At 69.0% G+C, this 14,368-nt stretch carries 14 protein-coding genes; 6 read left to right on the forward strand and 8 right to left on the reverse strand.

The genetic code is table 11. From position 1 onward, the window contains the following. The first annotated feature begins 52 nt into the window (after positions 1–52). Genes O5M90_RS06845 through O5M90_RS06855 form a run of 3 tightly spaced genes read left to right on the forward strand, consistent with a single transcriptional unit; the run spans position 53 to position 2,771 of the window. Entirely contained in the window at positions 53–1,405 is a 1,353-nt protein-coding gene (locus tag O5M90_RS06845; RefSeq protein WP_269840457.1) for an acyclic terpene utilization AtuA family protein, read from the forward strand. An 8-nt stretch (positions 1,406–1,413) separates the two neighbouring features. Then, entirely contained in the window at positions 1,414–1,776 is a 363-nt protein-coding gene (locus O5M90_RS06850; protein ID WP_269840458.1) for an AtuA-related protein, read from the forward strand. A 26-nt stretch (positions 1,777–1,802) separates the two neighbouring features. Continuing rightward, a complete protein-coding gene (locus O5M90_RS06855) occupies positions 1,803–2,771 on the forward strand; it encodes a Bug family tripartite tricarboxylate transporter substrate binding protein (protein ID WP_269840459.1) in 969 nt (322 codons plus the stop codon). On the opposite strand, the gene O5M90_RS06860 is transcribed toward O5M90_RS06855, so the two are convergent. Continuing rightward, a complete protein-coding gene (locus O5M90_RS06860; protein ID WP_269840460.1) occupies positions 2,743–3,153 on the reverse strand; it encodes a YbaN family protein in 411 nt (136 codons plus the stop codon). The two genes, O5M90_RS06855 and O5M90_RS06860, sit on opposite strands and share 29 nt — an antisense overlap. Positions 3,154–3,187: 34 nt before the next feature. On the opposite strand from O5M90_RS06860, the gene O5M90_RS06865 reads away from it, so the two are divergent. The 3 genes from O5M90_RS06865 (at position 3,188) to O5M90_RS06875 (ending at position 6,557) form a co-directional block, all read left to right on the forward strand. Then, positions 3,188–4,087, forward strand: coding sequence for a LysR substrate-binding domain-containing protein (locus O5M90_RS06865; protein WP_269840461.1), 900 nt, complete (start codon positions 3,188–3,190; stop codon positions 4,085–4,087). A gap of 67 nt (positions 4,088–4,154) precedes the next feature. Beyond that, positions 4,155–5,309, forward strand: a complete 1,155-nt coding sequence (locus O5M90_RS06870) for an alpha-hydroxy acid oxidase (RefSeq protein WP_269840462.1) — start codon at positions 4,155–4,157, stop codon at positions 5,307–5,309. 9 nt (positions 5,310–5,318) lie between these two features. After that, complete coding sequence (locus O5M90_RS06875; protein ID WP_269840463.1) at positions 5,319–6,557, forward strand: anion transporter; 1,239 nt, start codon at positions 5,319–5,321, stop codon at positions 6,555–6,557. Positions 6,558–6,563: 6 nt separating this feature from the next. Here O5M90_RS06875 and O5M90_RS06880 read toward each other — a convergent pair whose 3' ends face one another. From O5M90_RS06880 to paaC, 7 genes are all read right to left on the reverse strand, one after another. Further along, positions 6,564–7,922, reverse strand: a complete 1,359-nt coding sequence (locus O5M90_RS06880) for a serine hydrolase domain-containing protein (protein WP_269840464.1) — start codon at positions 7,920–7,922, stop codon at positions 6,564–6,566. Between the two features lie 91 nt (positions 7,923–8,013). Continuing rightward, positions 8,014–10,065, reverse strand: a complete 2,052-nt coding sequence (paaZ, locus tag O5M90_RS06885; RefSeq protein WP_137941900.1) for a phenylacetic acid degradation bifunctional protein PaaZ — start codon at positions 10,063–10,065, stop codon at positions 8,014–8,016. A gap of 104 nt (positions 10,066–10,169) precedes the next feature. Then, on the reverse strand, positions 10,170–11,327 hold the full coding sequence (locus O5M90_RS06890) for an ABC transporter substrate-binding protein (protein WP_269840466.1): 1,158 nt from the start codon (positions 11,325–11,327) through the stop codon (positions 10,170–10,172). 38 nt (positions 11,328–11,365) lie between these two features. Further along, positions 11,366–11,986, reverse strand: a complete 621-nt coding sequence (locus O5M90_RS06895; RefSeq protein ID WP_137941898.1) for a TetR/AcrR family transcriptional regulator — start codon at positions 11,984–11,986, stop codon at positions 11,366–11,368. Between the two features lie 7 nt (positions 11,987–11,993). Beyond that, positions 11,994–13,073 carry a 1,2-phenylacetyl-CoA epoxidase subunit PaaE gene (paaE, locus tag O5M90_RS06900; protein WP_137941897.1) on the reverse strand — a complete coding sequence of 360 codons (1,080 nt, stop codon included), beginning with the start codon at positions 13,071–13,073 and terminating at the stop codon, positions 11,994–11,996. Continuing rightward, positions 13,070–13,594, reverse strand: a complete 525-nt coding sequence (paaD, locus tag O5M90_RS06905; RefSeq protein WP_269840467.1) for a 1,2-phenylacetyl-CoA epoxidase subunit PaaD — start codon at positions 13,592–13,594, stop codon at positions 13,070–13,072. The genes paaE and paaD overlap by 4 nt, the downstream gene beginning before the upstream one ends. Beyond that, complete coding sequence (gene paaC / locus O5M90_RS06910; RefSeq protein ID WP_137941895.1) at positions 13,594–14,367, reverse strand: 1,2-phenylacetyl-CoA epoxidase subunit PaaC; 774 nt, start codon at positions 14,365–14,367, stop codon at positions 13,594–13,596. The genes paaD and paaC overlap by 1 nt, the downstream gene beginning before the upstream one ends. Between the last annotated feature and the right edge of the window lies 1 nt (position 14,368).

Consider the following 14,368-nt stretch of genomic DNA (forward strand, 5'->3'; position numbering starts at 1 on the left):
GATCTGAACAATCGAATTCACAGCTCAGACGTCCGAGCCTAGAGTCGCTGCCATGGATGCGATAAGACCTGCTGTGTTGCGTGTCGCCTCGGCCGCCGGCTTTTCCGGCGACCGCAGCGATGCCGCCCTGCCTCTGGTGCGCGAGCTGCAAGCCTGCGGCGGGCCGGGCGTGCTGATCTTCGAGACCCTGGCCGAGCGCACGCTGGCGCTGGCCCAGCTGGCGCGCCGCGCCGACCCCGAGGGCGGTTATGAGCCGATGCTCGACGAACTGCTGCGCCCGGTGCTGGCCGACTGCCTGGCCAGCGGCATCGCCATCGTCAGCAATTTCGGCGCCGCCAATCCGCGCGGCGCGGCACGGCGCATCCGCGCGCTGGCCGCCGAGCTGGGCCTGGCGCCGCCGCGCATCGCCATCGTGCTCGGTGATGACCTGAGCGGCCCGGCCCAGCGCGCCCTGCTCGAAAAGGCGTTGGGCGAGGCCGACAGCTCGGCCTGGGTCTCGGCCAATGCCTACCAGGGCGCGGCACCGATCGCCGAGGCGCTGCGCTCCGGCGCGCAGATCGTCGTCTGCGGCCGGGTCGCCGACCCGGCGCTGGTGCTGGGTCCGGCGATGGCCCACTTCGGCTGGGCAGCGGACGACTGGGACCGGCTGGCGCGCGGCACGATGGCCGGCCATCTGCTGGAATGCGGTGCCCAGGTCAGCGGCGGCTACTACGCCGACCCCGGCTACAAGGATGTGCCGGGTCTTGCTCAGCTGGGCTACCCGATTGCCGAGATCGATGCCGACGGCGGCTGCGTCATCACCAAGCCGCCCGGCAGCGGCGGCCGCATTGACCGCCACACCGTCACCGAACAGCTGCTCTACGAGCTGCACGACCCGGCCGCCTATCTGACCCCCGATGTGATCGCCGATGTCAGCGCGGCCGAGCTGCATGAGGAAGGGCCGGACCGCGTGCGCCTGTCCGGCGTGCGCGGCCATCCGCGACCGGACACTCTCAAGGTCAATGTCTGCCAGCCCAGCGGCTGGCTGGCCGAGGGCGAGATCTCCTACGCTGGCCCGCGCGCCGAGGGCCGCGCACGGCTGGCGGCCCAGGTGCTGCGCGAGCGCCTGCCCGAGCTGGCCCTGCGGGTCGATCTGATCGGCGTGGCCAGCCTGCTGGGCGATGACGCCGGCCTGTGGCTGGACGCACAGCCGGCGGGTGCGGCGCGCGATGTGCGCCTGCGCATCGCGGCCCAGCATGCCGACAAGGCCACGGCCGAGCGCCTGTGCCGCGAGCTCAATGCCCTCTACACCTGCGGCCCGGCCGGCGGCGGCGGCGTGCGCACCGCGCTGCGCCAGCGCCTGGCGCTGGCCTCCTGCCTGCTGCCGCGCGAGGCCGCGCCGGCCTGGTTTGAATTCCTGGAATGAGGCAAGCGATGAGCCATGAACTGAAAGTCCCGCTCTACCGCCTGGCCCACAGCCGCAGCGGCGACAAGGGCAACCGCAGCAATATCAGCGTGACCGCCTGGCATGCCACGCTGTGGCCGCTGCTGGTCGAGCAGCTGACGCCCGAGGCGGTGGCCGCGCATTTCGCGTACCGCCGCCCGCAGGGCGTTCAGCGCTATCTGCTGCCCCGGCTCTGGGCCATGAATCTGGTGCTCCACGAGGTGCTGGACGGCGGCGTCAACGGCGCCCTCAACCTCGATGCCCATGGCAAGGCCTTGAGCTACTGGCTGCTGGACATGGAGCTGACCGTGCCCCCGGCCCTGCAGCCGCTGCTGCTGCCCGAGCCGATGTGAAGAATTTCAACAAGGAGACAAGCAACATGACTATCCAGACTTCCAAGCGCCTGGCCCTGCTGCTGGCCGCGCTGTCGCTGAGCCCGGCGGCGCTGGCCCAGGCCTACCCGGCCAAGCCGCTGACCTTTGTCGTGCCCTTTGCGGCCGGCAGCGCCACCGACCAGCTGGCCCGCGCGCTGGGGCAGAGCCTGGGCGAGCAGAGCAGGCAGACCGTGGTGGTCGACAACAAGGCCGGTGCCAGCGGCATGCTGGCGGCGCAGGCGGTGGCACGCGCCCCGGCCGACGGCTACACGGTGCTGATCACGACCAACACCACGCACGCGGCCAACGAGCATCTGTACAAGAAGCTGGGCTATGACCCGGTCAAGGACTTCACGCCGATCACCGCGCTGGGCAAGGGCGGCCAGGTGCTGGTCGTCAACCTTGCCTCGCCCTACAAGAGCGTCGCCGAGCTGCTGGCCCAGGCCCGCAAGACACCGGGCAAGCTCAGCTTCGGCAGCGGCAGCTCGTCGAGCCGGGTGGCCGGCGAGATGCTGCAGCAGCTGGCCGGCGTGCAGCTGCTGCATGTGCCCTACAAGAGCAATCCGCAGGCCGTCACCGACCTGCTGGGCGGCCAGATCGATCTGATGATCACCGACACCGCCACCGGCCTGCCGCAGATCCGCGGCGGCAAGCTGCGCGGCCTGGCCGTCTCGATCAACAAGCGCATGGCCCTGCTGCCCGAGCTGCCCACCATCGCCGAGGCCGGTGTGCCCGGCTATGACATGGGTTATTGGTTTGCCGCCTATACGCCCGCCGGCACGCCGCCGGCCGTGGTGCAGCGCCTGCAGGAGCTGCTGGCCAAGGCGGTGCAGAGCCCGGCCGCCAAGAGCTTCTTCGAGAGCAGCGGCGCCGAGCCCTATACCACCACGCCCGAGGGCCTGGCCCAGTTCCAGCGTGAGGAGGCCCTCAAATGGGGCCGCATCATCAAGGCGGCGGGGATCGAGGCCGAGTAGGCAGGGACCACATCCAGGCTGCCACCGCCGTGCAGCAGGCCCCGGGCACCCAGCACCAGGCCAGCGGCAGCGCATAGGCGGCCCAGAGCGAGCTCAGCGCCATCATCGCAGTGGCGAACTGCTTGGCCCGCAAAGGGATGGCGCGGGTGGCCCGCCAGTCGCGCACGACGGGGCCGAGGCGCGGATGGTTCAGCAGCCAGTCCTCGCAGCGCCGGCTGCCGCGCGAAAAGCAGAAGGCCGCCAGCAGCACGAAGGGCGTGGTCGGCAGCAGCGGCAGGAAGATGCCGACAATGCCCAGCAACAGGCACACGCCGCCGGCCAGCAGCCATAGGGCGCGCAGCCAGGTGGGGCGTCGGGACAGGGCCAGCTCGGTCGAGGTCATCGGCCAAATCTTCGCACAGGGCTACAGTGCAACCATGAACGAGCCCGCCGACCTGCGCTACCCCTCCATCGACGCCCTGCGCGCCTTCGAGGCTGCGGCCCGGCTGGGCAGCCTGGAGCGGGCTGCCGAGGCCTTGTGCATCAGCGCCAGCGCGGTGTCCAAGCGCCTGACGGCGCTGGAAGAGCTGCTGGGCACGCCGCTGCTGATGCGCGCCGGCAAGCAGCTCAGCCCCAGCCCCGCCGGCAAGGAATATCTGCAGCAGGTGCGCGGCGTGCTGGCCGCGCTGGCCGCCATGCCCTTGCACCAGCGCGCTGCGCAGCGCCAGCAGCGTCTGCGCATCACCGTGCCGCCGACCTTCGCGCGCCAGATCCTGGTGCCCGCCCTGCCCGGCTTCGGCGCCGCCCATCCCGAACTGGAGCTCGAACTGGTGCTGAGCATCCCGTTCCTGGAAGAGTCGGCGCCCGAGGCCGATGTCGAGATCCGCAATGCCGAGCTGAGCGAGGGTCAGGTCTTGCTGATGGATCGCGTCACGCCGATGGCCGCTCCCGGCTTGCTGGCAGGCCTGCCGGCCATGGCCACGCCGGCCGATCTGGCGGCCGCGCCACTGCTGCGCACGCCGCTCCAGCCCTGGGCGCCCTGGCTGCGTGCGGCCGGCCTGGACTGGCCCGAGCCGAGCCAGGGCACACGCTTTGTCGACCTGGGCCTGACCTTGGAGGCCGCCGTGTGCGGCCAGGGCGTGGCGCTGGCCCGGCCCAGCCTGGCCCTGCCCTATCTGCGCAGCGGCGCGCTGGTGCGCCTGTTCCCGCTGAGCGTGCCGGCCGACAAGCCCTACGGCCTGCTGCAGCACAGCGACAGCGCGGCCGCCGAGGCCTTTGCCGCCTGGCTGCACGCGCACTGCCGGCGGCTGGCGGAAGAAATTTCCGTGCTGGCCTGAACAAGATTCTGCAGCCGCCGGGGTCGGCTGGTCTAGCATGCGGCAAGCAAACAAGGAGACGCTGCCCATGCCCGTGATCACCTGCATCGAAGACCTGCGCGTGCTGGCCCAGAAACGGGTGCCGCGCATGTTCTACGACTATGCCGATTCGGGCAGCTGGACCGAGAGCACCTACCGCGCCAACAGCGCCGACTTCCAGGCCATCAAGCTGCGCCAGCGGGTGGCGGTGAACATGGAGAACCGCAGCTGCGCCACCACCATGGTGGGCCAGGCCGTCAAGATGCCGGTGGCCATCGCGCCGGTGGGCCTGACCGGCATGCAGCATGCCGATGGCGAGATCCTGGCGGCGCGGGCGGCCGAGAAGTTCGGCGTTCCCTTTACCTTGTCGACGATGAGCATCTGCTCGATCGAGGACATCGCCGAGCACACCAGCGCGCCCTTCTGGTTCCAGCTCTATATGATGCGCGACCGCGAGGCGATGGCCCGCATGATCGAGCGCGCCAGCGCCGCGCGCTGCAGCGCCCTGGTGCTGACGCTGGACCTGCAAGTGATCGGCCAGCGCCACAAGGACCTGAAGAACGGCCTCACCGCCCCGCCCCGCCCGACGCTGCGCAACCTTATCAACCTGGCCGGCAAGCCACGCTGGTGCCTGGGCATGGCCGGCACACGCCGCCACACCTTCCGCAATCTGGTCGGCCATGTGAAGGGCGTCAGCGATATGCGTTCGCTGGCGGCCTGGACCAATGAGCAGTTCGACCCGCGCCTGTCCTGGGCCGATGTGGCCTGGGTCAAGGAGCGCTGGGGCGGCAAGCTGATCCTGAAGGGCATCATGGACGTGGAGGACGCCGAGCTGGCCGTGGCCAGCGGCGCCGACGCCATCGTCGTCAGCAACCATGGCGGCCGCCAGCTCGACGGCGCACCCTCCAGCATCCAGGCGCTGCCGGCCATCGTCGCGGCCGTGGGCTCGCGCATCGAGGTCTGGATGGACGGCGGCATACGCGGCGGCCAGGACGTGCTGAAGGCCTGGGCCCTGGGTGCGCGCGGCACGATGATAGGCCGCGCGATGGTCTACGGCCTGGGTGCGATGGGCGAGGCCGGCGTCACCCGCGCGCTGGAGATCCTGTACAAGGAGCTGGATGTCACGATGGCTTTTTGCGGCCATACGCAGTTGACGAATGTGGGCCAAGACATCCTGCTGCCCGGCACTTTTCCCCAAGCCTAGAATCGCCGGATGTCTGAATTCCATCCGCAGACCGCCATCGTCCTGGCGGTCTTTTTCATTGTCTATCTGGGCATGATCCTGGGCGGCCTGCCCCGGCTGCATCTGGACCGCACCGGTGTGGCCCTGCTGGGCGCCATCGCCATCGTCGGCTTCGAGGTGATGACTCCCGAGCAGGCGGCCCAGTCCATCCACCTGCCCACCATCTTGCTGCTGTTCTCCTTCATGGTGATCTCGGCGCAGATGCGGCTGGGCGGCTTCTATGACGCGGTGACGCGCCGCATCGCCGCGCTGCCGCTGGGCTCGATGGGGCTGATGGGCGTGATCATCGGGGTCTCGGCCTTGCTGTCGGCGGTGTTCTCCAACGACATCGTCTGCCTGGCGATGGCGCCGGTGCTGGCCGAGGTCTGCCTGCGCCGCCGGGTCGACCCCATCCCCTTTCTGCTGGGCCTGGCCTGCGCCAGCAATATCGGCTCGGCCGCCACCTTGATAGGCAACCCGCAGAACATGCTGATCGGCGAGGTGCTGCGCCTGCCCTTCGCGGCCTATCTATGGCAGGCCCTGCCGCCGGTGGTGGCCGGCCTGCTGGCGCTGTGGGCGCTGCTGGCCTGGCCGCTGCGTCGCCCGGCCGCGCCAGCCAGCCCGGCCCAGTTGCAGGCGCTGCAGACCGAGGCCACGCCGCTGGACCGCTGGCAGACCGCCAAAGGCCTGATCGTCGCGCTGGCCCTGGTGGCGATCTTTCTGTTCACCGACTGGCCGCGCGATGTGGCCGCCCTGGTCGGCGCCGGCCTGCTGCTGCTGAGCCAGCGATTTCACTCCTCCAAGGTGATGGGCCTGATCGATTGGGAACTGCTGATCCTGTTCATGGGCCTGTTCGTCGTCAACCATGCGCTGGAGCTGACCGGGTTGACCCAACAGACCGTGGCCTGGCTGGCCACGCAGGGCATCGACCTGAGCCAGCCGCTGGCGCTGTTCATCGCGACGCTGGGTCTGTCCAACCTCGTCTCCAACGTGCCGGCCGTGATGCTGCTGCTGCCGGCCGCCGAGGGTGCACATGCCGGCGCGACGCTGGCCCTGGTCAGCACCATGGCCGGCAATCTGCTGATCGTCGGCTCGATCGCCAACATCATCGTCGTCGATGCCGCGCGGCGCTGCGGCATCGAGATCGACTGGCGCCGCCATGCCCGCACCGGCGTACCGGTGACGGTGCTGACGCTGGCGATCACCGCGATGTGGGTGGCGCGCCTCTGACGCGCCTCAGCGGGCTCTGCCCCAGAGCAGCGCTTGCAGACGCTCTTCCCACCGCGGGAAACTCGAGTAGCGCCCAGGGTGCGCGGCTGGGTTGGCGCCGCTGCCACCGATCGCATAGGCGATGCCGTGGCCGGTGGCCGGGTCCAGCAACAGGCCGGACTGCAGCCCATAGGCAAAGCCCAGATGGCCCCAGGCCTGCTGGCCGCCGGCTTCGACCAGGCGATCCCCACGCCCGCCCTGGCTGCGATCAATGAAGTGCTGGAGGCCCAGGCCCCAGGCCTGGAACAAGCCGTCCAGCGGGTCGCCGTTGGGCGCCGCCGCCTCATAGCGCCACTGCTCGCTGAACAGGGCCTGCACCGAGGCGGGCTGCAGAAAGCGCCGTCCCTGATGGCGCCCACCGGCGGCCAGCATCGCCGCCACCGTGCCCAGATCGGCCACCCGCGTGCGCAGGCGTCCCTGCGGGCCGAACAGCGAGCCATTGCTGCCGAGCAGATAGCCGTCCAGTCCGCTGGGCGGCGCCGGACGCCGGCTGCGGAAGTCATCGGTCTGCACGACCCAGGGGCCGGCGGTGTGCCAGCGCGCCTCGTCATCGGTGGCGCGTTTGCGGTACAGGGTGGCGAGATTCGCCAGCTCGGCCGCGCCCAGCTGGCTGGGCTCGAACCCGCCGACCAGGCCCAGCGGCGACATCACCTGCTCGCGCATCAGCACATCGAAGCGCTGGCCGGCGGCGCGCTCCATCACGCTGGCGATCACGCCGTAGTTCAGATTGCTGTACTCGAAATACGCGCCCGGCGCCTGCGCGGGTGGCGACCAGGACTCGCCGCGCCCGAAATGCGCACCGCCCGGCAGCAGCTTGGACGCCAGCGTCTGCCCTGCCGTCAGATAGGCTCCGCCGGGATCGCGCAGCCCGGCGCGGTGGCTCAGCAGCAGGCGCAGGCTCAGACGCTGCGCCGGGAACGCCGGATGGCGCAGCGCAAAACCCAGGGCCTCGCCGATGTCGGCATCCAGGTCCAGAACGCCGGCCTCGACCAGGCGCAGCACACCCAGCGCGACGACCAGCTTGCTGACCGAGGCGACGCGGAACAAGGTGTCGCGGGTGACAGGCAAGTCCTGACCCCGATCCTCGCCCGGCGCGATCCAGCGCCGGCCGAACTGGCCCTCGTAGACCGGCTGTCCGGCGCGCATCACCAGCACCGACAGGCTGGCCAGCGGGCACTGCGGGTCGTCGAGCAGCTCTTGCATGCGGACCGGCAGCCGCGCATCGCTGCCGCTGTCAGTTGCGCAGCCAGGCATCGCACAAAGCAGCGAGCCCGTCTTCAGCAGACGGCGGCGCCACACATCGGGGGAAGGAGGTTTCGCAGGCATGACCGCAGTGTGCCCAGCCCCGCGCGCCGGATGGCTGAGATTCTGTGCTGCGGCCATGCATGGCGGTTATGCGCTGGCCCGCAGCGCACGCTCAGGCCGCCTGTTTCTTCGCCACCAGGGTCAGGATGTCATAGCTGGCCACCAGTTCGCCGCGCTGGTTCATCACCTGCACGTCCCAGGCCACCACGCCCTGGGGCGGCTGGTCCGGGCGGTTGCCACGATCAATGCGGCGCTTGCAGGTCAGGCGGGCCTGGATGGTGTCGCCAATGGCCACCGGGTTGACGAAGCGCAGGGTATCCAGGCCGTAATTGGCCAGCACCGGCCCCGGGGCCGGCGAGACGAACAGGCCGGCCGCCGCGCTGAGCACGAAGTAGCCGTGCGCGATGCGCTGGCCGAACTGCGTGTCCTTGGCCGCGATCTCGTCGAAGTGCATGTAGAAGAAGTCGCCCGAGATGCCGCCGAAGTTGACGATATCGGCCTCGCTGACGGTGCGCCGGTGCGTCAACAGCGAGTCGCCGATCTGGATTTCCTCGAAGTGCTTGCGGAAAGGATGGATCGCATCCTCCTGCACCTTGGCGCCGCGCTGGTACTCGCCGGTGATGGCGGTCAGCATCGTTGGCGAGCCCTGCACCGCACAGCGCTGCAGATAGTGCTTGACGGCACGGATGCCACCCAGTTCCTCGCCACCGCCGGCGCGGCCCGGGCCGCCGTGCTTGAGCGCCGGCATCGGCGAGCCGTGGCCGGTGGACTCCTTGGCCGCCTCGCGGTCGAGGATGTGCAGGCGGCCATGGAAGGCGCCGGCGTGATAGACCGCCTCGGCCGCAATCGCCGGGCTCTTGGTGATGACGGAGCCGACCAGGCTGCCGCGGCCCTTGGCGGCCAGGGCCAGGGCCTCGTCCAGATCGCCATAAGGCATCAGCGTGGAGACGGGGCCGAAGGCCTCGAGCTCATGGACCGCCGGGTTGCTGAAGGCATCGCGGCACAGCAGCAGCGTGGGTGCGAAGAAGGCACCGTCGCCGACGCCCTCGCCGATGGGCGCAAAGCCATCGCGCTCGCCGAACACGATCTCGTTGCCGGCGCTCAGCTGGGCCAGGCGCGCTGCCACATCGGCCTGCTGCTCCTTGGAGGCCAGCGCCCCCATGCGCACGCCCTCGATGGCCGGGTCGCCGACCCGGATCTTGGCCAGGCGCTCGCGCAGCATCGCGGCCACCGCGTCGATATGGCGGGCCGGCACGATGGCGCGACGGATGGCCGTGCATTTCTGGCCGGCCTTGGCGCTCATCTCGCGCGCCACTTCCTTGACGAAGAGCTCGAATTCCGGATCTCCGGGCTCCACATCGGGCGCCAAGATGGCGCAGTTCAGGCTGTCGGCCTCGGCATTGAAGGGGATGCTGCGGGCCACGATGTTTTTGTTGACCTTGAGCATCGCGGCGGTGTCGGCCGAGCCGGTGAAGGTCACCACATCGGTCTCGCTCAAGCGGTCCAGCAGATCGCCGGAACTGCCGACGATCAGCTGCAACGCGCCGGCCGGCAGCAGGCCCGACTCATGGATCAGGCGCACGCAGGCCTCGGCCACAAAGCTGGTGGCGGTGGCCGGCTTGACGATGCAGGGCATGCCCGCCAGGAAGCTGGGCGCGAACTTTTCCAGCATGCCCCACATCGGGAAATTGAAGGCATTGATGTGCACGGCCACACCGCGTTTGGGTACCAGCACATGCGAGCCGATGAAGCTGCCTTCGCGGCCCAGCGCCACGGCCGGGCCTTCGTGGACGATATTGCTGGAGGGCAGCTCGCGCCGGCCGGTGCTGGCATAGGCGAACAGGGTGCCGGTGCCGCCCTCGATATCGATCCAGCTGTCGGCGCGGGTGGCACCGGTATGGGCCGAAATCGCGTAGAGCTGTTCCTTGCGCTCCACCAGATAGGCGGCCAGGGCCTTCAGGATGGCGGCGCGCTGCTGGAAGTCCAGCTTCAGCAGCGCGGGCAAGGCCTGACCCCGGGCATAGGCCAGCGACTCGGCGAAGTCCAGGCTCTCGGCATGGGTCTGGGCCACGGCGCGGCCATTGATGGCGCTGTGCAGGCTGCGGCCCGGCTCGGCCCCCACCCAGCGGTTGGCGATCAGGCTTTGGAGGATGGGAGTACTCATGGCGATCTCAGCAAGTAAATCAGTCTTGACCAGGGTATCGGGCGGGCAAAGGACGCAGCGAGCGGGCTGAGATCAGCCCGCTCCGCAGTCAGAAGCCGCTGCGATCAGGGCTGGTATTTCCAGGCGCCGTTCTCGATCTTCACCATCACGCGGGCACGCTGGTCCAGGCCCAGGTGGTCGGTGGGCGACATATTGAACACGCCGTGCGCACCGGGCAACTCCTTGACCGCTTCCAGCGCGTCGCGCAGCGCGGCGCGGAAGGCCGGGGTGCCCGGCTGGGCGCCGCTCTTCAGCGCGACCGGAACGGCGGCCTGCAGCAGCAGACCGGCATCCCAGGCATGGCCGCCGAAGGTCGAGACGCTGCCCTTGCCAAAGGCTGCTTCGTACTTGGCGATATAGGCCAGCGCGCTCTTCTTCACCGGGTGGCTGGCCGGCAGCTGGGCCGCCACCAGCACCGGGCCGGACGGCAGGAAGGTGCCCTCGACGTCCTTGCCACCGACGCGCAGGAAGTCGTTATTGGCCACGCCATGGGTCTGGTAGTACTGGCCCTTGTAGCCGCGCTCCTTCAGCGCCTTCTGCGGCAGCGCGGCCGGCGTGCCGGAGCCGCCGATCAGCACCGCATCGGGCTTGGCCGCCACCAGCTTCAGCACCTGGCCGGTCACCGAGGTGTCGTTGCGGTTGTAGCGCTCGTTGGCGACGATCTTCAGGCCCTTGACCGCAGCGATCTTGGCGAACTCCTGGTACCAGCCTTCGCCATAGGCATCGGCAAAGCCGATGTAGGCGGCGGTCTTGGCGCCGTTGTCCACCATGTGCTGGACGATGGCCAGGGCCATCATGATGTCGTTCTGCGGCGTCTTGAAAACCCACTTCTTCTTCGCGTCCATCGGCTCGACGATGCGGGCCGAGGCGGCCATCGAGATCATCGGCGTGCTGGCCTCGGAGACGGCGTCGATCATCGCCAGCGAGTTCGGCGTCACGGTGGAACCCACCACCACATCGACCTTGTGCTCGGTGATCAGCTTGCGGGTGTTGGAGACCGCCGCCGTGGTGTCGGAGGAGTCGTCCAGCACGATGTAGTTGATCTTCTGGCCCGCGATGGTCGTGGGCATCAGCGTGATGGTGTTCTTCTCCGGGATGCCCAGCGACGCGGCGGCGCCGGTGGCCGACACCGTCACGCCGACATTGATGTCGGCCTGCGCGGCAAAGGCCACGGCGGCAGCGGCCAGGGCCACCAGGTTCTTGATCATGTTGTTGCGCTTCATCGTCATCGTCTCCAAGGGTTTGTTTTGCACTGACTCAACTACTCAACAAGAGCGGCCGGCTTGCTGGCCTGCACCGCGCCCAATCCGCCAAAGAACAGGTCGGCCACCATAGGCGCCACCGATTCGTAACTCAATTCACCATCGGGCCGCAGCCAGGTGAAGGTCCAGTTGATCATGCCAAACAGCAGCATGGTCAAGGGCTTGTGCAGGCGCGCGGCCTGCAGCTCCGGGCGAACTGCGGCCACCGCCTCGGCAAAGGCCGCCACCACCTGGCGCTCGACCAGCAGCAGGCGCTCGCGGTCGGCGTCGTCGAGGAATTTCACATCCTCGGTCAGCACCCGGTGCTGGTGCTGCGCCTCGCCATACTCGCGCACAAAGCGCGCGATCAGCGCGCGCAGATGCGGCTCGGGGGCCAGGTCTTGCGCGCGCACCTCCTCGACCAGACCGGCGAGGCTCTGCACATGGCTCTCGCAGATCTGCATCAGGAGTTCATGCTTGTCGCGCACATAGTGGTAGAGCGTCGGCTTGGAGACCTCGCAGGCCTCGGCCACCTCGTTCATCGAGGTGCCGGGATAGCCCTTGCGCGCGAACAGCCGCGCGGCGGCGGCGAGGATTTCCTCGCGGGTGGATTCGAAACCTGGGGCTCTGCCTCGGGCCATGGAGTGCTTATCTTTCGTCGAATGAGATCACCACGCGCGGCGTCAGCGCATGGGCTTGGCAGCTGAGGATAAAGCCGGCCGCCAGCTCTTTCTTGTCGAGCGCGAAATTCTTGTCCATGCGCACCTCGCCCTCGATCAGCTTGCAGCGGCAGGTCGAGCAGACCCCGCTCTTGCACGAGAACGGCACGTCCATGCCGGCACGGGCCGCAGCATCCAGGATGCTGGGGTCGGTCTTGCTGAACTCGATCTCCCGGCTGACGCCGTCGCGTATCACCGTGATGCGGGCGCTGTCGGCATCGCCCTCGCGCACCTCGTGCGGCGCCGGCTTGCCGGTCTGCATCTCGACCGTGCCAAAGCGCTCGATATGGATGCGCTCCTCGGGCACGCCGCTCGCCAGCAGCGCCGCCTCGACCTCGTCATTCATCTGGAAGGGTCCGCAGACAAAGACCTGGTCGATGCCGGCGGCCGGCACCAGGGTCTGCAGGAACTCGGCGATCTTGGCGCGGTCCATGCGGCCGGCCATCAGCGGCGAATCCACCGCTTCGCGCGAGAACACATGGTGCAGCGACAACCGGGTCAGGTACTGGTTCTTCAGGTCCTCGATCTCTTCCTTGAACATGGTCGAGGCCTGCCGGCGGTTGCCATAGATCAGCGTGAAGCGCGACAGCGGCTCGCGCGCCAGCACCGTCTTCATGATGGACAGGATGGGCGTGATGCCCGAGCCGGCCGCGATGCCGACATAGTGGCGGCGCGCGGCCGCGTCCAGCGGCGCAAAAAAGCGGCCCTGCGGCGGGAACACCTGGATCTCGTCGCCGGCCTTCAGGGCCTGGTGCACCCAGGACGAAAATACGCCGCCCTCGACCTTGCGCACGCCGACGCGCAGCTCGCCATCATCGACGCCGGCGCAGATCGAGTAGGAGCGGCGCAGGTCCTGGCCGGCCACCTCGTGGCGCAGGGTCAGGTATTGCCCCTGGGTGAAGCGGAAGGTCTCGCTCAGTTCGGCGGGCACCTCGAAACTGACGATCACGGCCTCCTCGGTATCGGGCCGGACCTCGCGCACGCGCAGCGGATGGAAGTGGAGGCTCATAGCGGTTTGAAGTACTCAAAGGGTTCGCGGCAGGCCATGCAGCGGTACAGCGCCTTGCAGGCGGTGGAGCCGAAGGCCGAGAGTTTTTCGGTCTGCTCGCTGCCGCAGCGTGGGCAGGCCAGCTTGGTCAGCGAGGCGCGATGCACCAGCCGGATCGGCTGGCCCTGGCCCGCCGCGACCGGCCCCGGCGGGGCAATGCCATAGGCGCGCAGCTTCTCGCGGCCCGCGTCGCTGATCCAGTCGGTGGTCCAGGCCGGGGCGCGCTGCATCGTGATCTCGATCTCGCCGAAGGCGGCCAGCGCGGCACGCACATCGTCCTGAATCAGCTCGGTGGCCGGGCAGCCCGAGTAGGTGGGCGTCAGCACCACCTCCAGGCCACCGGCGGTTTCCTTCAGATCGCGCACGATGCCCAGCTCGCACAGGCTGATCACCGGCACCTCGGGGTCCGGGACCTGGCGCAGCACCTCCCAGGCGGCTTCGAGCCGGCCGCAGGCGGGGCCGTGCGCGCTGGCCTGGTTCATCACCACCGGCCTCCGGGGTAGGCACGCTGCAGATACTGCAGGGTCGCCAGCATATGGCCCATATGCTCGCTATGGATGCCGCGACGGCCCTGGCTCTGATAGGGGCTGTCCTTGGGGCAAGCCAGGCCGGCATCGGCCAGCACCTCGGCCATCTGGGCCTGCCATGCGGGCTTCAGTTCGGACCAGGCAGGGCCCAGGCCTTGCGCGGCCGCGGCGGTGTCGACCGCATCGCTGTCGAACAGCTCGTTGAAGTAGGGCCAGAGGCTGGCCAGTGCGGCCTGCATGCGGGCGGCGGACTCCTCGGTGCCGTCGCCCAGGCGCACGACCCAGTCGGCAGCATGCTGCTGGTGATAGGCGGCTTCCTTGACGGCCTTGCCGGCGATCGCCGCCAGCTCGGCATCGCTGGAGCTCAGCAGGCGCTGCCACAGCAGCAGCAGCCAGGTCGCGACCGCGAAATTGCGCAGCTGGGTGTAGGCGAAATCGCCGCGCGGCAGCTCCATCAGCACCGGGTTCAGGTACTGGCGCTCGTCGCGCAGAAAGGCCAGCTGGTCCTCGTCATGGCCCTGGCCATCGAGCTTGGCCGCATGGGTCAGCAGGCCGCGCGCCTGGCCCAGGAGGTCCAGCGCCATATTCGACAAGGCCAGATCCTCTTCCAGGATGGGCGCGTGGCCGCACCATTCGGAGATGCGCTGGGCCAGCACCAGGCAGCTGTCGCCAAGGCGCAGCAGGTACTGGACTTCGGGGCTCGCGCCCACATTGATTGATGCAGCCATG

This window comes from Paucibacter sp. M5-1 (assembly GCF_027498415.2).
Taxonomy (GTDB): Bacteria; Pseudomonadota; Gammaproteobacteria; order Burkholderiales; family Burkholderiaceae_C; genus Roseateles_E.